A 23,128-nucleotide genomic window follows, 5' to 3' on the forward strand; every position below is an offset into this window, starting at 1 on the left:
ATGTATCGATGTGGAAGTCAGTAATCTTGGAACTCTGTCTTGTTATTTTTAGATATAATGATTTTTGGAACGATGGTGTCTTTTTCTTTTTTCTACAAAAAAAGTAGAATTTATCATGTTATGTCATCCATAAAACAGCAAAAAGTGCACTCCTTATTTGCTATTCTAATTTGGTTGAATCTTGATTAAGGTATAGGGAGGAATTTTTTATGTTTAAACGTATTTTTATAAGTATTATCGTTGGGTTGTTCTGTGTTTATGTAACTGGATGTGCATCGTATACTACTTCTGTGGATAAAATATCCACTCCTTACACGAATGAAGATCTGCAAAAGGCTTTTCCTATAGGTATGCCGATAGATACCTACATAAGCAAAAAAAATGTAATGCCAATAAAACATATTTTTAATATATCACTTTCAAATGGAGATATTGGCAGAGTGCTACAGACAAAAGATGGATTTGTTATCATTTGTGGAAATGAAAAAGAAATTTTTGATGTGAAAACATTTCAGACAATAGCAGATGTGCAGAATTATAAAGAGAGCGTGCAAAAATAACATGAGAATATCATTTTCTCAATGTTCGTCAAAAGTATATGGGATATGGTGTAGGTAATTTTTATTAGTTGGAATCTATAAAATATTCCAGCTTAATGGAACGAAAAAGGATACATCATTCGATATTTAGAAATGAGGGTTTTCTTTTTTTGCAAGTGAACTGTTATAGTAATTTTTTGTACATAGTAATGTATTGAAATGGTGTAAATGACCAAAAATAAATAGGGAGGTTATTTTGTGAAAAGGGTGGATGGGAAAATGAGTATATTGAAAAATTATTTTTGTGGCAAGCATAAACAATATGAACGGATAAAAAAGAAAAAGACACAAGGCAATTTAAGTATGCGAGATATTGAAGAATTAATGGGACTCCACAGACCTCGTTATGAGCGTAGGCGTGGGGCGTTAAGACAAAAATAACACCAAGAGGTAGTAAGTGATAGAGAGTAAACACATCAAGATCTAAGGTGGTATGGATATCAGTGTTTTTTTTGTAATGGTTACAATAACCAACTAGCCAGTTAACTTAAAAGAAAGAGGGTAAGTTGTACAATCTTTCGAATTGTAAGGAAACAATAATTTGTTACCTTTTTTTGTCTAGTGATTTGATGAAAAGGAATGTGGCTGCATGTACTATGATGCAGGAGGCGCCTTATACTATGTCTTGGGACAACGTTTTATGTTCAGTCAAAATATAAGAGTATTTATCAAATGAGAATATCTATGGAAAAAATGATTGGTTTCAAGTATATAAAGAAGAAGTGCCCCAGTACACCCGAAGAAAGCGTCTAAAGACAAGAGGGAAAATAGATAAATCGAGAAATTAGTAAAACGAACCTCCGTCAATTAGAGACTTTAATAATTACGAATACACATAAAAAAGAAGGTAATGATAGTTCTTAGTTCGGGCACTATAGACCTTTTAGAACGAAAAGAACAGACTATTTTATAGTCTGTTCACAAATTAAGGTGATGTGAAACGGTTTAAAAAATAATAGCTATGAAAATAAAAAAGAACGGATTACATAATCCGTTCTTTAGAAAGGGAATCATAATAGAGATTTATCTTAATTATAACTGAAAACAAAAAAAATTAAATCTTTAAATATTGAGAAAGTGTTTATGATGATTTTAAGGATGTCCTAGGAAATCCAGTTAGAGGTTAAAGATGTAAAAGAACAGATACAGAAAATGCTAGCTGCATTAGAATGACAAAATCAAGTCCATCCCAATAGATTTTGGGGAATTTGAGTATAGAAGAAATATATGAGGTTTATCATATACTTTTAGAAATAGTCCAATCGTTGTTTACTGTGCAACAAGCCCCGAAGATGTAAGGACTAAGTTTACAACGTCAAAATACACAGAAACAGTACAAGCGATTGTTTAACAGGGAGGTCTCGGTCTACTTTGATACCTTTTTCAAGAACGTTGGTAATTCTTACATTTCCATACCGCTATTTGTGCCCCTTAAATAATTTCTATATTTTCTCATTTGACATTTCGTTCTCATGCGTGATCTCGTTCATTTCATATGAGAAGGATAATGTGCGCTTTCATTTATATTTGTGTATTCAACGATATAGAGTATTAGAATGAATTGATAATTTTCCGGCAAATACATTTACAAACATAGTGTCTTCTAATACCAGATGAACAGCAGCTAGTTTAAATGGATGAGTATAGATTTTTCAATCATCTGTCCCACTGAAATTAGTGACGTGGTGTTTCTTTTCATATCAAAAGGAAATAAATGGTATGGAAGGAAATAATAAACAAAAATATATTTTCACATTTCTAATATGTTACGTACCGTAAATTGCATCACTATTTTTGTTGTATTTCTATCATTATATAAATATAATCCGTTTTTCGGATAATTTACTTTTAGTTATGTTGATAAAACCAATTATATATATCGAAAAGGTTTTATCAACCAAATGTATAATTACCTGTTTAAAAATGCTCTTCAGATTATGATGTAAACGTCTTCGGATTGTATATAATACAAAAAACATACGAACTAGTTAAAATGCATACACGAACTTATAAACGCGTTTAAAACGATTGTAGATAATTTCCGTGTCGTGGAAATTTTGTGGTTTATCTATTATCTCTTAAAAAAGATAAAATAAAGGGATGTTCAATCCATGTTTGTATTAATAAGCTCAATGTATAAGTTAACCAAGTGATATTTGTTCAATAATTTTTCCGTCAGAATCCTTTATCAGAGGTAAAAAAGAATAAGTATAATAAGGGATGTTTTTATATAATAAAAAGTGTAATAAAAGAGAGTGTTAAGAAAATAGATTATAAACGAATATGCAGAAATGGAGCATGAATATTGAAACGAGTAACAACAGAATAAAAATATTATATTATTTAAGGTTTTTTTCAAATAAAGAAGGATTTATTAATATTACAAATTGTTCAAATGAAATATTATCATTACCAGGTTTAATTACCTTTTACTTAGAGTATGGTTTTATCCGATTGTTACTGTTCCATCTAGCGAAATCTTGTATTTAGTTAACTGCAAAAAAGGTTGCTATACTTAGAAACAAGTTAAACACACCATTGGTGGAATGGAGAGAGGACACATGCAGCTCATAACATTCTTAGCTGAATTTATAAAACACCCGAAACATACTGGTGCAGTAGCACCAAGTTCAAAAATATTAGCAAAAAAAATGGTGGATGTAATTGATTTTAATAGGGGAAAATGCATTGTAGAGTTAGGTCCTGGTACAGGAGTTTTTACGAAAGAGATTGTGAAAAGAAAGAAAAAGGAGACAACATTTCTTCTTATCGAGCTTAATGAGGTGTTTTTCGAAAAGTTAAAGACAAGATTTAAAAATGAGAAGAATGTCATTATTGTACACGGTTCAGCCGAAAATATAAAAGAGTATGTGGAAGAGTTCCATATAGAATGTATTGATTATGTATTGTCAGGATTACCTTTCACTTCTTTACCAGAAGAAGTTTCAAAGCGAATTTTGAACAATGTAATGGAAGTGATGCATGAGAATGGGGAATTTATTACATTTCAATATTCACTTGTGAAAAAAAGGTTTATACAATATTTTTTTCCTGAAATTACACTAGAAAAAGTATGGTTCAATTTTCCACCAGCGTACGTTTTTAGCTGTAAAAAACTTTAAGGAGAACGCATTTATAATGGAATTACATGAATTATTATCCTATATTGAGCAATACGGTTATTGGGCATTGTATTTCTGCCTATGGTTAGGTATTATCGGTATGCCGATTCCAGACGAAATGATTGTGATGAGTGGTGGTTTTGTATCTTCAGTCGGTATACTAAGTGTCATTCCTACTTTTTTGTTAACATATTTAGGAGTGGTATCTGGACTTTCGCTGGGATATATACTTGGGAAAATATTTGGAACAAAAGTGCTGGATAAGTTAATGAAAAAGAAAAAAGCGAAGTATCTTATAACATCGCAAGAGATGGTTAGAAAATACGGTCATTTTGCTTTAATTATCAGTTATTTTATACCTGTAGTAAGACATGTTGTACCATATTTAGTTGGAATGAATAACATGTCATTTAAAAGGTATGCGATTTATTCATATGTAACAGGATTTGTTTGGGTATTAGTTTACTTCGTTATTGGGTCTATATTTGGGAAACATATAGAAATGATAGTAGTGCTTGTGAATCAATATGGTATGTATTTTGGTGGAATTATTATCGTTATTTCGGTTGTTTCCTATTTGTATTTGAACAAGAGGAAGACAGTATTAAATTGATTTAATTTAATAGACGTGGGAGCTGTTTTGTTTTTTGAAAAAGCGTTGGGGTATGTTCACTTCTTTCCTAGCTTATAAACGAAATGAACAAGGCAACGAAGCGAAGTGATTGCTTATGCGAATCAGGCTGTAGAAAGGTTACAAAGAAAATATCATCGAATGATGTATCAAGGAAAACCTAGAAATGTCGCCGTGATAGCTATCTCAAGAGAACTGGAGTGTTTTATATGGGGATTAGAAACGGGTAAAATTCACCGAAAATAAAGAAGAAGGGATATGAAGTTGATTCATTCATAGTTAGAGACCAAAGGTATCAATTGATGGTATAGATGAGCTTCAGAGATAGTGAATTCCAGGTCTGGCTATCTATGACTCACCTCTTCTGGCACAGTGGAAATTCTGATACACAAGCTATTTATTAGAATGTGAAAAGTTGTAATCCACGCAGTGAGATTATAAGAGCCTAACGACGGACCATTAACCTGAGGTAACTAATCCACTAATAACAGAGTGGTTAACTGTCGATAGATTTTATTTCTGAAGCTTTTGTATGCCATCAAGAAAATATTAGGGGTAAAGAAACTATTGACAAAGGTCACTTCATAACAGGTGAGATACAGAGCGCTACTAAAAAACGTAAGGTTGGGGCACTTTAGTTATCCAAAATGTTGGTTTTATATTTTTTATCTCATTCGTTGTAGTTTGTTTATTAAGCGGATACAATATAATCATAATGAATGATTATAGAAGAAAGAAAACGACCGTATCATGAATAAACTACCATTTTGTATTTTGTCCACAATACAGAAGAAAAGTTTTTCTTAACACAGAAGGAAAAGAGCGTTTCAAAGAGTGGGTTCAGGACATATGTAACGAACTGAACATTATTCTTGTATACGCTTCCAAAAAGTGGCCCTGTTGATACAATGGCAAAAATCAAAGGAAATGTTATTCAGAAGGAACAAAACTTAACCAGGGCATCGCTTCAGAATCGGTTATTGTGAGAAGAAGTGCAAGAGAAAAAGAATGTTACGTTGATTTTGTTGAAAGGCTTTCATATAAAAGGAATAATACAAGTGCATGACTTATATTTAATTTTAGTAGAGGCGGAAGGGGAACGAACGTTGGTATATAAACATGCTGTTTCAACCATTCGTTTTTAAAAGAAAAGAAGCATGAATGTAAAAAAACATGCTTCTTTCGATTAATAGATAATTATTTTTTTACAGCTTCTTTGAGTAGCTTTCCTGCTTTAAAGGCAGGTGTTTTTCCTGCAGGAATGGTCATAGGTTTTCCTGTTTGTGGATTCCGTCCTTCACGTGCAGAACGCTCTCGTACCTCGAATGTACCGAACCCAATTAGTTGGACGGTGTCTCCATTTTGCAAAGCTTTTTGGATGGATTCAAATACGGTATTTACCGCTAGACATGCTTGTGTTTTCTTTAGTCCTGTTTCTATTGCTACTTTTTGGATTAATTCGGTTTTATTCATTGTGCACCTCTTATTATGATAGTTATTTATTTTAGTATAAGGGGAGAAAGGGTACCGTGCAAGAGAGTTCTTGAGGTGTGAAATTATCTTCATTGACAACGAAAAAACGTGTATGTGAGGAAAATAGCCTATAAAAAAATAAGGAGAAAAAAAGATGATAAAAGGTTTTGATATAGCACTAAACGAACTTGAACGAAGTGTGGAAATACTGAAAGTATTGGCGCATCCTATGCGCTTACAAATTGTACATCAATTAGTAAAGGAAAGATCATTAAATGTGTCTGCATTACAACAAATTTTAAATTTACCGCAATCTACGGTTTCACAACATCTTCATAGAATGAGAAATCATAAGGTGTTATCGTATGAACGCAAAGGAACCGAAGTATTTTATCGAGTAGACGATGCACAAGTGAAACGAACGGTGACGATACTTATGGATAGGGAATAAGGGGATATATTTGTGTATCTGACTAGTCATGTACAGGTACACATAATAATCTACATGATTATAGTATAATAGTGAAAAAATTGATTTTTATTTATGCTTACGTAACAAGAATAGCAATCTTTCTTTAATAGGTATTACGGATTCTAGGACAGTTTGTTTCTGAAGAAATTTGAAACCGAATTACCAAAAGTCGTCGGTAGTGTGTACGGAAAACAGAAAGGCCCTCCTAGGATATTAGTTTTTAACGAATTTCCCGAAAGAATTCTCCTTCCTCAAGCGTGTGAAGGGTGTAACCTAATGGTAGGTGGGAGATGAATTTCGGTTTGGCGTAGCCAAAAGGTTTTCCTTTTTATTTTGCCTCTTATATAATCAGTCTTATAAAGTATAAAGGATGTTATATAAATGAAGTGAGATAGTAATAACTATTCAGTGTTCTTGTTGCATTATCATCTTGTGTTGGTCGTGAAATACAGAAGAAATGTGTTTGATGATGATATGTCAGACTATGCAACAGATATGTTTGTTCGACTATCTGAAAACTATAACATCACATGAGTTGAATGGAATCATGATGTAGACCATGTTCATGTTTTATTCAAGGCACACCCTAATACAGAAATGACAAAATGCATCAATGCTTATAAAAGTGCAAGTTCTCGACTTATTAAAAGAAACTTTCCACAAGTGAAAAAGAAACTTTGGAAAGAGATGTTTTGGTCAAGAAGTTTTTGCTTGCTAACTATTGGTGGTTCGCCAATAGACGTAGTAAAAACATATATTGAAAATCAAAGTGAAAAGTGAGGTGAAATGATAGGGAAAAGCAGAATAAAGCATATACATTCCGTTTGTATCCAACAGAAGATCAAGCACATCTTATGCGTAAAACCTTCGGTTGTGTACGTTTCGTGTATAACAGAATGTTAGCTGAACGGTCATATCAAATTGCCAAAACTGAAAATGGTACGTATCAAACAGCATAGAGAAATACCACAAGACCATATAATTAAGTCATGTACTATGTGTCCATTTTGCCTGCATACGAAAAGAGATCGTACACAAATAAGTAGAAACAGTTGTTGGATTAGACTTTGCGATGGATCAATTATACGTCAGTTCTGAGGATGAGAGAGCCAATTATCCTAAGTTCTATCGTGAAATGGTAGACTGATTAGCAAATGCTCAACGAGCATGATCAAGACGTACAAAACAGGGCGCTGGAATAAACAACGTATCCGTGTAGCTAAGCTGCATGATTCACGCGTATCTATGTACATTAGAATTATATATACCCATGTACGTTCTAACAAGAAAAGTGTAAAATAGCGATAGATTTTGTAGGATTTGAATTTAGGGATGTACGACTATGCGCCATCTGCTCTTACAGCCCTTCCCGAACGAGAAAGCCCATCCTTTAGGCATGGGATGAAAGTGAGGTTGGATACGGAGTGCTACCAAAAAATCGTAAGGTTTGTGGCACTTTAAGTATCCAAAATGTTGGTATTATTTTTTTATCTTTTTGTCGCAGCTTTATAAACTAACTGATACAATATGAACATGATAAATAAGTATAGAAAAACCAAAACAACTGTTTCATTTATTCACTACCATTTTGTGTTTTGCCCAAGATACAGAAGAAAGATTTTTCTTCATACAAAAGTAGAAGAACGTTTCAAAGAGTTGGTTCAAGAAATATGCGGAGAATTGGATGTTTCTATTGTTACAATGGAATGCGACAAAGACCACGTTCATTTGTTCTTGCATACACTTCCAACACGCAGTCCTGCTGATACAATGGCGAAAATCAAAGGAGTGACATCAAAGCGTTTAAGAGAAGAGTTCCCTCATCTCGCGCACTGGCCAAGTCTGTGGACTCGTTCCTATTTTGTGTCTACTGCTGGAAAGGTATCAAGTGAGACAAAACAACAAATCAAGCAATGAAAGATGCGAAAAGTGTATTTTCTACAAAGGTGAAAAAGAGTGCATACAAAATCGTTCCGATTTTAAAAAGACCAGTTTGTGTGTGGAATAACCAAAACGATTCCTTTGACTATACGCACTTTTCCATCCCGTTCATGATAAAAGGCAAGTCAACACGTTTACAGGTTCGTGCTTTATGAATCGACAAACATAATCGCAACTTCGACTTATTGAAACACAAGTTAGGTACCCTTCGTATCACAAAGAAATCTGGTAAATGGATCGCTCAGATATCTGTCATTCGATTAGAGCAATTAACGAACATCAGACAGACGGCACGAACAAGCCGTAAAAACGAGAAAAATCTACACACTTGGTCATTCTTTCGCGTAGCGCAATTCATCGCGTACAAAGCGAAAGTAGTTGGTATAAAGGTTGAATATGTGAATCCTGCTTATACAAGTCAAACGTGTCTAAAATGCACGGAGAAAAACAAGGCGAAAGATAGAAAATATAAGTATCCATGCGGATTTGAGAAACACCGCGATATCGTTGGAGCGATGAATATTCGCTACGCAACTGTGGTTGGCGGTAATAGTCAATCAGCCTAAGAACCTATATGGTCTGTCTTAGGAGGGGTGATGACACACCCTCATCTTGAAGGCTGTTCAAAACAGAAATGGACTGCGAACGTTTCGTCATTCAGGAATCCCATCCGTTACACCGTAAGGTGTAGGACTTGCGGCTTTAGCCGTGGGAGTGTCAATAAATACAGCTAAAGGTTCATAATACGATAGTCTTTCTACAAATTGTATTCGTATACATATGAATATTAAAAATAGTCACAGAAAAAACACTCTTACGAGTGCTTCTCCCTTGACTTGATAACCACTTTAATTTTAATAACATCTTGTTTCACAGAAACAATTGTATGCATTATTCCCATCCCATATATATTCTATCATGAATACTTAATTTTTTTATCAAGAAAATGATGAAACATAAAAAATATATAAAACTATTAAGGGTATACAAGAAAACATAGTAAGATAAGTGCTTTTATCGTACAACAGTATCCAGCAATTTGAGTGAACTACCTCTATTTTTACTTCGTGTAGAAGAGGGGATTTGTAAGTAAAGAGTTCTAACGGACTCTAATTTATGGTTTTTCCACATATGAGATCCTTTATATCAATCATATCGTGGTTTTTGATACTTTCAGTTGAGACTTTGTCTCAGAAATCTTTTCTAGCATGCGTTATGTATCATGAATATTAGCTACTTTTACTCGCTGTTTATGCCAGCTCGAAGATCCTTTTATTCTTCTAGCAAGAACATGCTACGCTTTCGCCAACTTCTCTTCTCATGACCGAAAATACTTCGGATTTTTATAGGTTGTTCCATCTGACAAAAAGGCCAAATCTTTTCCTCCCACATCCATTCCGATGTAAGGTTGTGTTTTCGGAAGTTCTTGCACTTCTGTTTCAACTCACCATGACACAAAGTATCTGCCAGAAGAGTTTCATGTACCGGTAGTACGTACAATAGGTCCCTTTACTTCACGACCTTTGGCAAATCGAATAAGTAAGATGGCTTCTATCATCCTTTGTTCGAAGCTCATTCATCGTTCACTGACTCACTTCGCGTTCCTTGAGGAAGGAATATTCTTGGCTAAAATGCTTTTCAATATGTGTTAATTTGAGAACATATTCGCCCTACAAGGTCACGTTTTATTTTCTCCACTTCATATTTCTCAATACATTGGTAAAGGTTAAAAAGTTGATTTGCCATATATAAGTAATGTTGGGATGTTTTTTAAACAATAAGTGATAGGCAAAAAATCATACAAGTTAGATGCCTGTATATTGGTATAATCCCAATAAGACAAAAGAGAAGAATGGAGGGATGTTTATGAAAAACATACATGTTTTTCGTGAAGCATTTCCATAGTTAAACTATTTAGTTTCCATACTCTATGAAAAAATCTGAACTATCATGCGACAGTCAGCTAGAATTTTTTGATTTTTGGAATGGAGGAATTGGATGAAACGTATAGGTAAGATTATGATACTGTTTTGGTGTTGTACGATTTTAGCTTCCGTCCATGTTATACAGGCGAGCTCTATACACGCTTTTAGCAAATTAATTGTATCTAAACCGTCCTATGTCATATCACACGATATACTTGGAAATACATTAGTACCACCATTTTATTTGAACCAACAAGGCTTACATGCGCATTCGTCGAAAATAAACCGACAATATATGTCCCAAAATCTTTTTCACAAACCATATCCATATACTCCAAATTTGTTCTCTATACCATTTCAAATCGACCGATCGATTCAACCATCTGTTCAGAAAGTAAACTTTGCAACGCTCACTGCTACATCAGCCATTCAACAAACATATACGATGGCACAATTACAAGCACTTAGCTATGCAAATCTTGAACAAGTACTGTCAACAATCCGATGGAGTGACATTACGGATTTATTTCAATTTAATACAGACTCTCTGGCATTCTATCAAGATCAAAATCGTGTCCAATTCTTAATTCAAGTATTAGAAAAAAGAGGAAATACGTATACTGCAACAAATTCAAATGGGATAGAGACGTTAGTGGAAGTATTGCGTTCAGGATTTTATTTAGGTTATTACTATAAAGAACTTGCCTATCTCAATGAGCGTAAGTTTCATGATACGTGCTTACCGGCTTTAAAAGCCATCGCAAGTAATCCAGCTTTTCGACTTGGAACAATGGAACAGGATCGAGTCGTGGCGGCTTATGGGAATTTAATTGGAAACGCTTCAAGTAATCCAGAAATCGTGTCGTTAGCGGTTCCGATTTTAAATCAATTTAATCAAAATTTACAGGCGTATGCGAAAGAATATTCGTAACTACTCAGCTTCCTCACGGAGGCTTTTTTCATTTACTAGTCTGATATGTACTTTTTGTGTGAATACTAGATATATCAGACAAGGAGGTGGTATTTATGTTGAAAAAACAAGAAATTCTAGCTGTCTATCAAAAGGGACCTCAAGCTATTTACGATTTTGTTCATCAATTAGAAAGTCAAATACAGAATTTAAAAGAGCGTATAGAAGAATTAGAAAATCGTTCAAAAAAAAACTCTACAAATAGTCATAAACCACCCTCTACAGATGGTTTTCGTAAGCCTATTACAAAAAGTTTGCGAAAATCATCCCAGCGTCAAACCGGTGGCCAGTTGGGCCACAAAGGACATACACTTCATTTGACAACGACTCCTGACAATATGATTACCTATTCTCCTACGCATTGTATTTGTTGTCACACGTCCTTAAAACATGAACCTGTAAAAGGATACCGCATTCGCCAAGTGTATGATTTACCACCTATCCTGATAGAAGTCACAGAACATAAAGTGGAACAAAAAGAGTGCCCACATTGCCATTCTATCCAAGAATCCCAGTTTCCCTCTACTGTCTCTCGTCCTGTTCAATATGGTCCAAATATAAAAACACTGATTCCTTATTTAACACATTATCAATGCCTTTCTTTGAAACGAACAAAAGAATTCTTTCAAGATTGTTTTGGACATTCGATAAGCGAAGGGACGTTAGTCAATCATACCCATGCTTTTTCTGCTCAATTGCGGCCGTTTCTCGAAGAAGTAAAAGAACAGATTCTGCAGTCTTCTGTTGTCCATTTTGATGAAACCGGTATGCGAGTAGAAAATAAAACACAATGGTTACATACTGCGAGTACACCGGAGGTGACATTTCAACATATTCATGAAAAACGCGGAAAAGAAGCGATGGATGCAGGTGAAATCTTGCCTTCTTTTTCTGGAATTGCTATGCATGATGGGTGGAAACCGTATGATGTGTATACAGATTGTCGTCATGTTTTATGTAATGCCCATCTCTTGCGAGATTTGCAAGGGATTATAGATAGTACCGGAGAAACATGGGCACAACAAATGAAAGAATTCCTTACACAAGCTTTGACAATAAAAAAGCAATACAAGGGAAATATTCCAGAAATAGAGAAAAAGAATCTGTTTGCCGCATACCAGGCCATATTGAAAGGCAAACAGGTGCCTTCTGCAGAACAAAAAAAGAAAAGAAAACAGACGCCTTCTCAAAATTTATGGAATCGCTTTGCTAAGTATGCGGACAGAATTCTAGCGTTCTTAGAAAGTCCAGATATTCCATTTGATAACAATCAAGCGGAGCGAGATATTCGGATGACGAAAGTCAAACAAAAAGTGTCTGGGACGTTTCGAAGTAAGGAAGGTGCAGAATCATTTTGCCACATACGTAGTTTTATGAGCACCATGAAAAAACAAAATCAATCAGTATTACAAGCGATAAGTCAGGTGTTAAAAACCGGAACGGTTCCTTGGAATACCACTCTTTCGTAAGAGAATGTTTCTATTTCATATAGATTCTTTCTCTTATCGGAGTGTGTTCTTTTTCATGTTTTCGAACAGGAAACATGTATTTGGCATGCTTTTTTGTTTAACTAAGCTGAGTAGTTACGAATATTCAAAAGGAACAGCCATATACAGTCTCTTAAGTGGGATCATGATCTTCAAACGTATTTGTATCAAACTGGTATATCACCTAACCAATCGCCTTGGTATGGGGAAATAAACGCTTTTATCGATGAAATTGGAAAGGTAGCATTATACGGTCAAGTCAATGCCGATACAGCATGGATGATTAATAATGGGATTTATTACACAAGTAGAGTGGGTGTCTTTCATACTACGCAACAAAAGGGGTTACAAATGATTACGAATGCATTACAGGTATATCCCTATTTAAGCGAAGCGTATCTAACTGCCGCTCAACAAATCGATGAAAGATATAATGGAAAGGACTTCAAGGGAATCCCCATTCAGTACAAACAAATACAAGAAGAAGGTAAGAAAAAATATATACCGAAAACCTACACATTTGATAATGGATCCATGATTATCAAAACTGGGCAACAAGTAAAGGAAGAGAACGTGAAAATACTCTATTGGGCGTCTAAAGAAGTACAAGCACAATTTTATCGTGTGGTGGGGACAGATACGCCATTAGAGCAAGGACATCGCGATGATATTTTGACTATGGTGATCTATAATAATCCAGAGGAATATCGGTTGAATCGTTTATTATATGGATATGACACAAATAATGGTGGAATTTATATTGAACAAGATGGAACCTTCTTTACGTATGAGCGAACGCCACAGGATAGTATCTATAGTTTAGAAGAGTTATTTCGTCATGAATATACACACTATCTTCAAGGACGCTATCTCGTTCCAGGATTATTTGGTGAAGGGAAAATCTATGAAAATGAGCGTTTAACATGGTTCGAAGAAGGCAGTGCAGAGTTCTTTGCTGGCGCTACTCGTATCCATCAAGTTGTACCAAGAAAAACAATCGTTCAACAGTTAGCGGTGAATCCTTTGAACCGATACACATTACAGCAGACGTTATATGCCACATATGGAAGTTGGGAGTTTTATAATTATGCATTTGCCATGCAGTCCTATCTGTACAATAATCGGTGGGATTTATTTTCTCAATTGCACAATATCATAAAAAATAATCAATTGATACAATATGATCAATATCGTGAAACATTAAGTAAGGATATGACACTAAATACAGCGTACCAAAACTATATGCAGGTGCTAATTGATCGTCAAAATGAATACACGATTCCAGCTGTATCAGATGAATATTTACAACAACCAACAGCGAAGCCGTTGACGGAGGTGCAAAAAGAAATTACACAAATCTTACCACTTCAAAATATTAAGATGACGGAACAACAATCTGACTTCTTTCGTACATTTACCTTACGAGGTACGTACATCGAAAAAAAAACAGCAGGTGTAGAGTCCGATAGGAGAAATATAAATACGGTATTAGATACAATACTGCAACAGTTAGCTAAGAAACCTTGGAATGGCTATAAAACAGTGACAGCCTATTTTACAAATTACCAGATGAATACAAATAATCAAATGGAATGTGAGATTGTTTTTCAGGGCATTGCAAATAATATGGTGGAATCCAAAGAACCAAATGAATCTACGAAAGATGCAACTCCACTACCTTTTCGAACAGATTTTATAGGTCACTTTGATTCAGATAATTCCTTAGATATTTATCAATTAGATGTACAATCACCAAACAAATTGGTTATTGAGGTAATCAATCAAAATCAGATTCAAATGAATTGGGTCCTATACCATGAAAAAAACTTCCAAAATCCAGTAGCGTATGCTGCATTTCAAGGACAACGATTATTTGAAACATATATGGCACAACCTGGGAAATATTATCTGTACGTATATAATTATGACCATCAATCAGGTAGGTATCAGGGGATGGTTACGATAGAATAAAAAAAGCTAAAGTCCGTTTTTGTACAGTATGGGATGTAATCCATACTGTTTTTTAGTTTTCTCTCCTTTTCTATGAATTTATTTCTCAACTTATGCAATCTAGTAAAGCTGAATTCAGTATTGTATGGTTGTATATGCAACTATTTATTCGGAGGGATTTTACAAGATGAAATTACGAAAAAATAAATCTAAAATGATTTCTAGTATTCTTGTTTGTAGTAGTTTTACAATAGCAATTCCCTGTTCTGCTGCAGCGTTATCGATAGGAGAATGTAAAGGTGCTGTTAGGCAAGTCATAGAGACCAATCAACCAGGTAGTCCTACCTCGTATCAGTACGTAGGAGCGGAATCTTTCGATGTTTCAAAAGTGTTTCAAAAAAATAATACCGTTTATCTTCGATTGGCTCCAGAGGGGGCAGTGGATGCACCAGGACCATTGGTTTTACCCCGAAAAATAAGCGACCTATTCATACAAAATACAAATAATTTAAAAGGGTGGTACATCTATAAATACATGCGATATATAAATCATCCACATGTACAAGAACTTCGATTTGATTTTTATGATAAAAATCAGCAATATCAAGGAACAGCATCCACTACTTATTGGTTACCTTAGGCGAGGAATACTTATCAGGGATGGAAAAACATGTTTGATAGAGTCTTCTATCCCTGATTAAAAAACCTTACGTTAAGATTAACAAAATAGTTCGTACAAGGTAACTGTGTTGTAGGAGAAACAAACACTTCAGGAATTGTTAGCAAAATTGGAATGAAACCAAATTGTACAAAAATTTTTGGTTTACAGATATTTAATAAATATATCCAAAATGATATCGAGGAAGAAAACTAAAAGGAACAAACTATGTAAGAAAAAGCCCTTATGTGGTCTTATACCTGTCAAGTAGACAGTATTAAAAAGACTAAGCAGCCATCGAGATTCGATATTCTATCGGAGCTCGATGGTTGAGTTGTTTTTGGAAACGTTTATAGTTATAAAAGTAAATATATTCTTCAATTGCTTGTATGAAATCCGCTTCTGTTTTAAAATGACTCACATACAACATCTCTGATTTAAAATGGGAGAAAAATGACTCGATACAGGCATTATCATGGCAGTTTCCTTTGCGAGAGTGGCTGCCAATGATACCCAAATCGAACATTCGTTTGTTGTAGGCATGAGATGTGTACTGGAGCCCTTGATCTGAATGGAGAATGGTTCCACGCACATCTCTTTTTTGTGCCAACAGTTCAATTGTATCTAATACAAGTTCAGTATCATTACGCTTGGATATTTTCCAAGAAACAACTTCGTTATTATAAATATCTTGTACAACAGAAAGATAGCGGAAGCCCTCTTGAAATCGTAGGTAGGTAATGTCTGTAACAAGCGACGCTTCTTCCGAATAATAGACTGAATGTTAAGCTCACTCATGAATCAATATACCTTTTTGTGATTTATAAAATAGCCCTCTTCTTCTAAAGCAATTTTCATACGTGGATAACCATATTCTTTGTGCTCTAGGTGAATAAATTGAATTACCTTTTTTAATCGTGTATCGGATTCTAGTCGTATGTGGTTCATACTTTTTGTATGAACCCACTGATAGTAACTTGAGCGATGTACACCCGCAAAATTAGTAAGCCATATAACGAGATATTTTCTTTTTAGTCATTCAATGATATGATATCGTTTTTTATATTTTAGTACGCCCCCATTTACAGGTTTGGATACTGCTTTTTTAAATATGCAACCTGGGCCTTATAGTAATCACGCTCTTCTTCAACAGTTTTAAAATGAATCCGTTTGCCTTTTAAAGGGTTCGGTATGCCTTTCATTTTATTGTTTTCCCCACGAGTATCTGTAATTGCACCACATTCTTTATATTTTTTCACCCCATTTTAAGTTGTGTAGAGCTTCTCAACTGATATTTCTCCGCTATCATATCGTAGCTTCCTTCCCCGTTTAAATAACTTTGAACAGCTGATAACTTTATCTCATTTGAGCATGTATGAAATATTGTACCTTTTTTGGCCATGAAAAATCCCCTCCAAGTAATAGTGTAACATCCATGTGTATACATGGTCTTTTTCACACTGCCTACCTAAAGGGGATAATATCAATGCGTCGGACTTTTTCTTACATAGTTTGTAGTGGCTATATCCAATAAATTGGCACGTTTTTTTGTAAAGACATTGCAAAATGATAGAATGTATACTAGGTGTACCTTGTATATTTTTTATATGAAAATACAGTTCGTATATTGCTATTTAATTCCTACCGCATCAAAAGCTTGTTTGACAGTTTGTACTTCTGCAGAATTCGTGCCATATAGATCTGCTGCGGCTTTCATACAAGAAGCTTTAGCTTGTGAAAATGTAGTAGAAGCTGTAAAGTATTTTGTATTGGCACGATAAAAAATGTCTCCCATTTTTTCTTTTCCCATTCCGTTTACTTTTGTCTTGAAATGTTCTCCTCCCTCTGCTATTAAATACGCTGTTTTATTGATAATCCCGCTATTGGTATGTACAAATTTACTTTGATCATCTCCTGTGTATCGTTTGGAATAATGATCAGGATCTCCATATTGTGTCGGGTCACTTAAAGAGCGGATTGCTTTCCCGGATTGTACAAATAAATCTTCCCCTATTATATAATCTGGATTCTCTCCTTGATAATATTCTACAAGTGTTCCAAAAATATCAGAAAGTGCCTCATTCAGTGCACCAGACTCATCTTGATACAGTAAATTTGAAGTACTATCTGTTATCGCATGGGTAATTTCATGTCCTACTACATCGATAGAAGCTGTGAAAGAACGAGTTGAATCATCCCCATCACCATATACCATTTGACGTAATTCGGGACTCCAAAACGCATTTCTATATTGTTGACCAAAACGAACTGTAGATACAATTTTTGCGCCCCTATTATCATAGGAATCTCGTGCGTGTACTTTTTTGTAATAATCATATACCTTACCTGCAAATACATGTGCATCTACTGCGGCTTGTGAAGTAGGTGACATAAATGTATTGGTTAAACTCTTGACCAATATACCTGGCAGCATGGAAGTATCTGTTTCATCTCCTCTGTTCTCAGCATCATAGGTATAGATACCTTGTCCACGTGTGACATCCACTAGTTGATAGAGATTTTTGTCTTGTGTAATGTTTAATATTCTCGTCTTACCTAAAGAGTCCTTTCCTGTACCCGTCACACCCTTTTCTTGTATATCCGTTTGTTGTTGCATTGCATGTAATATTTCCAATTGATCTAACACTTGTCCTGTAGCTGGATCAATAAAGTAATCGTAACTAATCGGTTTAGGCAATAACACTGCAGCATGGACATGGTACGCATACGACGGTTGTTGTCCCTTTGTATAAATGACAAGTTCGGATGTAGGAGATACTACATATTGAGCAGGGTAGTGGAGATGCTGATTGACGACTTCAATCGCTTGCTGGGGTGAAATATGTTGTTGTAATGTTGGTGTGTTGTCCAGATGAGAAACGATAGCTCCAGATAAAACCGTCAAAACACCTGTATCTGTGATATGTGCAACTTGTGTAGATCCCCAAACAGGTATACCTCGATATATTTGTTGTAAGCGGATAATAGTTGTTCCGTGAAGATCTCGTTCCTTCTTTTGTATACGGAACGAATCCTTTACAGACTCTTTCCCGAAAGAAAAATACTGTTTTTGAGACTCTATATATTGATATAGAATGTCCTCTTCTTTTTTAGAAGAAGGTGCTGTTAACTCTCCAGATAAAAATTCAAGCGATGTTCCTTTTCCCCCATATTGTTCAGTTGGAATAACATGTTTTGTTTCGGCAGAACTACTAGAAGGCATACAACTTATGAATAACAAGATCCCACTTAACGCACATAAACTTTTAGATAATTTGTAACTACTCAGCCACCTTTCGGTGTCTTTTTTAAATTTTACTAGTTTCATATGCCTCCCATTTGTAAATACTGAGTATATCAAACAGGGGAGGTGAATCTTATGGTCGATCGAAAAATTATTTTAGATACATATAAAAAAGGACCTGAAGCTGTTATTTCTTTATTTGAAGAAACATTTTCTAAGTTAGAAAAACGTATACAAGAACTAGAAAATGCTTCAAAAAAAAACTCCAAAAATAGTCATAAGCCACCTTCTACAGATGGTTTGGGTAAGCCCGTTACAAAAAGTTTGCGCAAACCGTCTCATCGTCAAACGGGTGGCCAGTTGGGCCACAAGGGACATACTCTTGGTTTGACAGCGACTCCAGATCATACGATTACACATTCTCCTACATATTGTACTTGTTGTCATACTTCCTTGAACCACGAGCCTGTAAAAGGGTATCGCATTCGCCAAGTGTATGACTTACCACCTATTCAGATCGAAGTGATGTTAGACTAAAAAGTAGACACAGGTTATTATAATAAAAATGAACCGAACGAGGTGTTTACATGGGGAAAGTAAAACAATATGAAGAAGAATTTAAACGCCAAAGCGTAAAACATGTTTTCCAAACAGGTAAAGCTGTAGCTCAAGTTGCCCGAGAGTTAGGAATTTCAGTGAATACCCTTCACGGTTGGGTAAAGAAATATAAACAAGAGCCCAAGGTGATACAGCAACGAACGTTCCGTTCTGAGGACAAAAAAACAAATGAAATGGAGCGACGTATTCGAGATTTAGAGGAAGAAAATGCAATCTTAAAAAAGGCGATGCACTTCTTCGCGAAAGACCATCGGTAAAATTTCAATTTATCCATCGACACCGCTTCACATACCGAGTGGAGAAGATGTGCCAAGTTCTACATGTATCCCGAAGCGGATATTACAAATGGAAACATCACACCAAAAGCCCCAGGCAAATACAGAGAGAACAAATAACCAAAGAGATCCACCGCATTTTTCTAGAATCGCGTTGTTTATATGGAAGTCCGAAAGTAACGTCTGTCTTACGTCAAAAAGGAAAGCAAATCTCACAAAAAACAGTGGCCAGAATCATGAAAGAACAGGGATTACAATCAAGAACTGTAAAAAAATATAAAGCTACTACAAATTCCAAACATTCTTATCCGGTACAGGACAATGTGTTAAATCGTCAATTCAAGGTAAAAAAGCCAAATCAAGTTTGGGTAGCTGATATTACCTATGTATCGACGAAAGAAGGATGGTTGTATGTGGCAAGTCTGATGGACTTGTATTCTAGAAAAATTGTGGGCTGGCATGCTGATCGTACGATGACAAAAGAATTAGTATTGAAGGCTTTACAACAAGCTTATTTCCGTCAAAAACCGGAAGGTTCAGTCTTGCATCACTCTGATCGAGGAAGTCAATATGCTTCCCATGATTATCAAAAACAATTACAACAGTATGGAATGCAATGTAGTATGAGTAGAAAAGGGAACTGTTATGATAACGCTTGTATCGAATCCTTCCATGGTGTCTTGAAAAAAGAACTTATTTACCAGCAACAATACGCAACACGTGCCCAAGCACAGCAAGATATTTGGGAATACATTGAAATTTTCTATAATCGTAAAAGAATTCATTCAGCGAATGATTATTTATCCCCGACAGAAAAAGAACGTATGTACGACTTGGAGGCTACATAATTAAATTTATCTGTGTCTATTTTATTGACTTAATATCAAAGTGACAGAACATAAAGTAGAACAGAAAGAATGCCCACATTGCCATTCTATCCAAGAAGCCCAATTTCCTTCGACAGTATCTCGTCCTGTTCAATATGGTCCAAATATAAAAAGACTGATTCCCTATTTAACGCATTATCAATGCATTTCTTTGAAGCGAACAAAAGAATTCTTTCAGGATTGTTTTGGACATTCTATAAGCGAAGGAACCCTGGTAAATCATACACAGGCTTTCGCTTCTCAATTGCAGCCATTCATAAAAGAAGTAAAGGAAAAGATTCTGCAGTCTCCTGTTGTCCATTTTGATGAAACTGGTATGCGTGTAGAAAACAAAACACAATGGTTACATACTGCCAGTACACCGGAGGTGACATTGCAACATATTCATCAAAAACGTGGAAAAGAAGCAATGGATGCTGGAGAAATCTTGCCATCTTTTTCTGGAATTGCGATGCATGATGGTTGGAAATCGTATGATGCGTATACAGATTGTCGTCACGTTTTATGTAATGCCCATCTCTTACGAGATTTACAAGGAATTATAGATAGTACTGGAGAACAATGGGCACAACAGATGCAGAAATTTCTAACGCAAGCGTTGACGATGAAAAAGCAATCCGAAGGTACCATGCCAAAAGCGACGCAAAAGAATCTGTTTATTATGTATCAATCCATATTGAAAGAACAACAGATTCTTTCCACGAAACAAAAGAAGAAAGGAAAGCAGACGCCTTCTCAAAATTTATGGAATCGCTTCGTCAAGTATTCTGACAGAATTCTAGCGTTTTTAGAACATCCAGCCATTCCATTTGATAACAATCAAGCAGAACGGGATATTCGGATGACGAAAGTAAAACAGAAAGTGTCTGGGACTTTCCGAAGTAAGAAAGGCGCAGAATCTTTTTGTCAGATACGAAGCTTTATGAGTACCATGAAAAAACAAAAACAATCGGTCTTACAAGCGATAAACCAAGTCATAGAAACTAGAACGGTTCCTTGGAATAACACGACTTCATAAGAGAATTTCTCTATTTGGCATAGATTCTTTCTCTGATTGGAGTATTTTCTTTTCATGTTTTCGAATCGGAAACATGTATTTGGCCTGTTTTTTTATTTGAAGAAGCTGAGTAGTTACGATAATTTCAATGTATTCATCCCTTTTTATTATAATTTTCTTTATTTTCAAAATATGATAATAGGGATGTAGATATTTGTAAAGAGTTATCGAAATGTTGCAGAGTTGAGAAAGTTTTTAGCAAATATAAGCAAAATAGAGTTCACAGATAAGCAGATACATGAAACAGAATGATTCAATGCAGGAGTTATCTTGGCGGTTTCCTTTGCAAGAATGTTAACCTATTATACCAAAGTTTCTAATTTGATTATGGTATCTTTTATATGTGTATGGGAAACCTTGGTTTAAAATAAGAAATTTCGTCTTGTACCTCTCTTTTTGAAACTTCTTAATGTTTTATATTTGGAACAGAATGTTTAGATTTTTAAAAATCATAATAGTTATATTAGGGGGCACCATACATGCCCATCAACTTAAGAAGTTTTACTACCCCAAGTAGAAAAAAACGTTATTCTTTCTTAATAAGCTAGATAAGAAAGGATGATATTTTTTATGAATCTTTTGATTCAAGATGAGTTACAACCATTTGCGGAAGAATTAAAACAATACATCACACCTGTATTTTTAGAAGAACCGGCAAGCGATCCCTTAGTCCGATTATGTAGTAGACTTCATGCAGCCAAGGGTACTCTTCTTAGCCATGAGGGCTTAAATAAACGTTTACATATAATGGTAATCAACATAATAGATAATAAAACGACTGGATGCAAATAGAGCGGATTTTTGGTTACATAGATGACGTAACAAGAAAAAGAAATCATGAATAATAAGAAAGCAACGAAATTAGATTTATACATGCGAGAATTCCTTTCTCAAAAAAATATGTAAGCATTGACGAATTGCAGCGAATCTGTATGTGTTTTGTACGAAGGATGTCGAATCAAACATTTGTTTAAAACATAAAAATTGGGATAGAGGTCCTCTATCGTTGATACATCAACATTTTACCGTCATGGAAATCCCCTTGATAGGCAGTGTGTATTCGCCATATGTTGCAATTGAATCATGGGATAGTAAAAAATATGAAAAAAGATTGAGCGAATGCGCTCAATCTTCCAAATAACAGCTTACCATAGCTTATAAATTATAAAGGATGTTATATAAATGAAATGAGATAGTCATAACCATTCAGTATTCTTGTTGTATTATCACCTTGTGTTGGTCGTAAAATACAGAAGAAATGTGTTTGATGATGATATGTCAGACTATGCAAAAGATATGTTTGTTCGATTATCTGAAAACTATAACATCACATGAGTTGAATGGAATCATGATGTAGATCACGTTCCTATTTTGTTCAAGGCACACCCTAATACAGAAATGACAAAATTTATCAATGCTTATAAAAGTGCAAGTTCTCGACTTATTAAAAGAGACTTTCCACAAGTGAAAAAGAAACTTTGGAAAGAGATGTTTTGGTCAAGAAGTTTTTGTTTGCGAACTACTGGTGGTTCGCAAATAGACGTAGTAAAAACATATATTGAAAATCAAAGTGAAAAGTGAGGTGAAATGATAGGGAAAAGCAGAATAAAGCATATACATTCCGTTTGTATCCAACAGAAGATCAAGCACATCTTATGCGTAAAACCTTCGGTTGTGTACGTTTCGTGTATAACAGAATGTTAGCTGAACGGTCATATCAAATTGCCAAAACTGAAAATGGTACGTATCAAACAGCATAGAGAAATACCACAAGACCATATAATTAAGTCATGTACTATGTGTCCATTTTGCCTGCATA

General features: G+C 34.9%; 15 protein-coding genes and 13 pseudogenes. 22 read left to right on the top strand and 6 right to left on the bottom strand.

What is annotated here, in order from left to right:
- The first annotated feature begins 209 nt into the window (after positions 1-209).
- From MHI28_RS33145 to MHI28_RS33170, 7 genes and pseudogenes are all read left to right on the top strand, one after another.
- Positions 210-560 (top strand): hypothetical protein, encoded by a 351-nt coding sequence (locus MHI28_RS33145; protein ID WP_078186810.1) that lies wholly within the window; start codon positions 210-212, stop codon positions 558-560.
- A 237-nt stretch (positions 561-797) separates the two neighbouring features.
- Positions 798-980, top strand: a complete 183-nt coding sequence (locus MHI28_RS33150; RefSeq protein WP_340828817.1) for a hypothetical protein — start codon at positions 798-800, stop codon at positions 978-980.
- Between the two features lie 2,180 nt (positions 981-3,160).
- Complete coding sequence (locus MHI28_RS33155) at positions 3,161-3,721, top strand: class I SAM-dependent methyltransferase (protein ID WP_340828758.1); 561 nt, start codon at positions 3,161-3,163, stop codon at positions 3,719-3,721.
- Between the two features lie 16 nt (positions 3,722-3,737).
- Complete coding sequence (locus tag MHI28_RS33160) at positions 3,738-4,334, top strand: DedA family protein (RefSeq protein WP_078186812.1); 597 nt, start codon at positions 3,738-3,740, stop codon at positions 4,332-4,334.
- A 93-nt stretch (positions 4,335-4,427) separates the two neighbouring features.
- A pseudogene (locus MHI28_RS36345) lies at positions 4,428-4,598 on the top strand (IS110 family transposase); the annotation flags it as partial.
- Between the two features lie 508 nt (positions 4,599-5,106).
- A pseudogene (locus MHI28_RS33165) lies at positions 5,107-5,278 on the top strand (transposase); the annotation flags it as partial.
- Positions 5,261-5,497, top strand: a pseudogene (locus MHI28_RS33170) (RNA chaperone Hfq). The pseudogenes MHI28_RS33165 and MHI28_RS33170, both read left to right, overlap by 18 nt.
- Before the next feature lie 52 nt (positions 5,498-5,549).
- On the opposite strand, the gene MHI28_RS33175 reads toward MHI28_RS33170, so the two are convergent.
- Complete coding sequence (locus MHI28_RS33175) at positions 5,550-5,825, bottom strand: HU family DNA-binding protein (RefSeq protein ID WP_078186814.1); 276 nt, start codon at positions 5,823-5,825, stop codon at positions 5,550-5,552.
- 154 nt (positions 5,826-5,979) lie between these two features.
- Between MHI28_RS33175 and MHI28_RS33180 the strand changes: the two genes are divergently transcribed.
- From MHI28_RS33180 to MHI28_RS33200, 5 genes and pseudogenes are all read left to right on the top strand, one after another.
- A complete protein-coding gene (locus MHI28_RS33180; RefSeq protein WP_078186815.1) occupies positions 5,980-6,276 on the top strand; it encodes an ArsR/SmtB family transcription factor in 297 nt (98 codons plus the stop codon).
- Between the two features lie 429 nt (positions 6,277-6,705).
- Positions 6,706-7,077: pseudogene (gene tnpA, locus MHI28_RS33185) on the top strand (IS200/IS605 family transposase).
- 44 nt (positions 7,078-7,121) lie between these two features.
- Positions 7,122-7,530: pseudogene (locus MHI28_RS33190) on the top strand (helix-turn-helix domain-containing protein); the annotation flags it as partial.
- Positions 7,531-7,830: 300 nt separating this feature from the next.
- Entirely contained in the window at positions 7,831-8,214 is a 384-nt protein-coding gene (tnpA, locus tag MHI28_RS33195) for an IS200/IS605 family transposase (protein WP_340828816.1), read from the top strand.
- Positions 8,202-8,804 (top strand): annotated as a pseudogene (locus tag MHI28_RS33200) (zinc ribbon domain-containing protein); the annotation flags it as partial. The gene tnpA (MHI28_RS33195) and the pseudogene MHI28_RS33200, both read left to right, overlap by 13 nt.
- A 627-nt stretch (positions 8,805-9,431) precedes the next feature.
- Here MHI28_RS33200 and MHI28_RS33205 read toward each other — a convergent pair.
- A pseudogene (locus MHI28_RS33205) lies at positions 9,432-9,778 on the bottom strand (transposase); the annotation flags it as partial.
- A gap of 458 nt (positions 9,779-10,236) precedes the next feature.
- Between MHI28_RS33205 and MHI28_RS33210 the strand changes: the two are divergent.
- The 4 genes from MHI28_RS33210 to MHI28_RS33225 all read left to right on the top strand — a co-directional run bounded on the left by MHI28_RS33210 (position 10,237) and on the right by MHI28_RS33225 (position 15,210).
- Positions 10,237-11,094 (top strand): M9 family metallopeptidase N-terminal domain-containing protein, encoded by an 858-nt coding sequence (locus MHI28_RS33210; protein ID WP_340828762.1) that lies wholly within the window; start codon positions 10,237-10,239, stop codon positions 11,092-11,094.
- Positions 11,095-11,189: 95 nt separating this feature from the next.
- Positions 11,190-12,602 carry an IS66 family transposase gene (tnpC, locus tag MHI28_RS33215; RefSeq protein ID WP_197233369.1) on the top strand — a complete coding sequence of 471 codons (1,413 nt, stop codon included), beginning with the start codon at positions 11,190-11,192 and terminating at the stop codon, positions 12,600-12,602.
- A 180-nt stretch (positions 12,603-12,782) separates the two neighbouring features.
- Positions 12,783-14,591, top strand: a complete 1,809-nt coding sequence (locus MHI28_RS33220) for a collagenase (protein WP_340828764.1) — start codon at positions 12,783-12,785, stop codon at positions 14,589-14,591.
- 166 nt (positions 14,592-14,757) lie between these two features.
- Complete coding sequence (locus MHI28_RS33225) at positions 14,758-15,210, top strand: hypothetical protein (protein WP_340828766.1); 453 nt, start codon at positions 14,758-14,760, stop codon at positions 15,208-15,210.
- Positions 15,211-15,514: 304 nt separating this feature from the next.
- Here the strand turns inward: MHI28_RS33225 and MHI28_RS33230 are convergent.
- From MHI28_RS33230 to MHI28_RS33240, 4 genes and pseudogenes are all read right to left on the bottom strand, one after another.
- A pseudogene (locus tag MHI28_RS33230) lies at positions 15,515-15,973 on the bottom strand (IS3 family transposase); the annotation flags it as partial.
- 56 nt (positions 15,974-16,029) lie between these two features.
- Entirely contained in the window at positions 16,030-16,176 is a 147-nt protein-coding gene (locus tag MHI28_RS36350; RefSeq protein ID WP_139362491.1) for an IS3 family transposase, read from the bottom strand.
- Positions 16,177-16,483: 307 nt separating this feature from the next.
- Entirely contained in the window at positions 16,484-16,630 is a 147-nt protein-coding gene (locus MHI28_RS33235) for a transposase (protein ID WP_340828769.1), read from the bottom strand.
- 228 nt (positions 16,631-16,858) lie between these two features.
- Entirely contained in the window at positions 16,859-18,556 is a 1,698-nt protein-coding gene (locus MHI28_RS33240) for a M4 family metallopeptidase (RefSeq protein ID WP_340828771.1), read from the bottom strand.
- A 51-nt stretch (positions 18,557-18,607) separates the two neighbouring features.
- Between MHI28_RS33240 and MHI28_RS33245 the strand changes: the two are divergent.
- The 6 genes and pseudogenes from MHI28_RS33245 to MHI28_RS33270 all read left to right on the top strand — a co-directional run.
- A pseudogene (locus tag MHI28_RS33245) lies at positions 18,608-18,997 on the top strand (DUF6444 domain-containing protein); the annotation flags it as partial.
- A 62-nt stretch (positions 18,998-19,059) separates the two neighbouring features.
- Positions 19,060-20,213, top strand: a protein-coding gene (locus tag MHI28_RS33250; protein ID WP_340827731.1) for an IS3 family transposase whose coding sequence is annotated in 2 segments (ribosomal slippage) — positions 19,060-19,315 and positions 19,315-20,213 — 1,155 coding nt in all. Because the reading frame shifts where the segments join, the coding sequence is not laid out codon by codon here.
- Positions 20,214-20,241: 28 nt separating this feature from the next.
- Positions 20,242-21,270, top strand: a pseudogene (gene tnpC, locus MHI28_RS33255) (IS66 family transposase); the annotation flags it as partial.
- Positions 21,271-21,879: 609 nt separating this feature from the next.
- Positions 21,880-22,053, top strand: a pseudogene (locus MHI28_RS33260) (IS4 family transposase); the annotation flags it as partial.
- 471 nt (positions 22,054-22,524) lie between these two features.
- Positions 22,525-22,890, top strand: a pseudogene (gene tnpA / locus MHI28_RS33265) (IS200/IS605 family transposase).
- A gap of 44 nt (positions 22,891-22,934) precedes the next feature.
- Positions 22,935-23,128: pseudogene (locus tag MHI28_RS33270) on the top strand (helix-turn-helix domain-containing protein); the annotation flags it as partial.

The sequence above is a fragment of the Bacillus sp. FSL K6-0268 genome (assembly GCF_038005425.1).
In the GTDB taxonomy this organism is placed as follows: domain Bacteria; phylum Bacillota; class Bacilli; order Bacillales; family Bacillaceae_G; genus Bacillus_A; species Bacillus_A thuringiensis_S.

Excerpts from the sequence above, each read along its gene's own strand:
- MHI28_RS33145 (WP_078186810.1), top strand. The coding sequence starts at position 210 with ATGTTTAAACGTATTTTTATAAGTATTATCGTTGGGTTGTTCTGTGTT.
- MHI28_RS33155 (WP_340828758.1), top strand. The coding sequence starts at position 3,161 with ATGCAGCTCATAACATTCTTAGCTGAATTTATAAAACACCCGAAACAT.
- MHI28_RS33160 (WP_078186812.1), top strand. The coding sequence starts at position 3,738 with ATGGAATTACATGAATTATTATCCTATATTGAGCAATACGGTTATTGG.
- MHI28_RS33175 (WP_078186814.1), bottom strand. The coding sequence starts at position 5,825 with ATGAATAAAACCGAATTAATCCAAAAAGTAGCAATAGAAACAGGACTA.
- MHI28_RS33180 (WP_078186815.1), top strand. The coding sequence starts at position 5,980 with ATGATAAAAGGTTTTGATATAGCACTAAACGAACTTGAACGAAGTGTG.
- tnpA (WP_340828816.1), top strand. The coding sequence starts at position 7,831 with ATGATAAATAAGTATAGAAAAACCAAAACAACTGTTTCATTTATTCAC.
- MHI28_RS33210 (WP_340828762.1), top strand. The coding sequence starts at position 10,237 with ATGAAACGTATAGGTAAGATTATGATACTGTTTTGGTGTTGTACGATT.
- tnpC (WP_197233369.1), top strand. The coding sequence starts at position 11,190 with ATGTTGAAAAAACAAGAAATTCTAGCTGTCTATCAAAAGGGACCTCAA.
- MHI28_RS33225 (WP_340828766.1), top strand. The coding sequence starts at position 14,758 with ATGAAATTACGAAAAAATAAATCTAAAATGATTTCTAGTATTCTTGTT.
- MHI28_RS36350 (WP_139362491.1), bottom strand. The coding sequence starts at position 16,176 with ATGAACCACATACGACTAGAATCCGATACACGATTAAAAAAGGTAATT.
- MHI28_RS33235 (WP_340828769.1), bottom strand. The coding sequence starts at position 16,630 with ATGGCCAAAAAAGGTACAATATTTCATACATGCTCAAATGAGATAAAG.
- MHI28_RS33240 (WP_340828771.1), bottom strand. The coding sequence starts at position 18,556 with ATGAAACTAGTAAAATTTAAAAAAGACACCGAAAGGTGGCTGAGTAGT.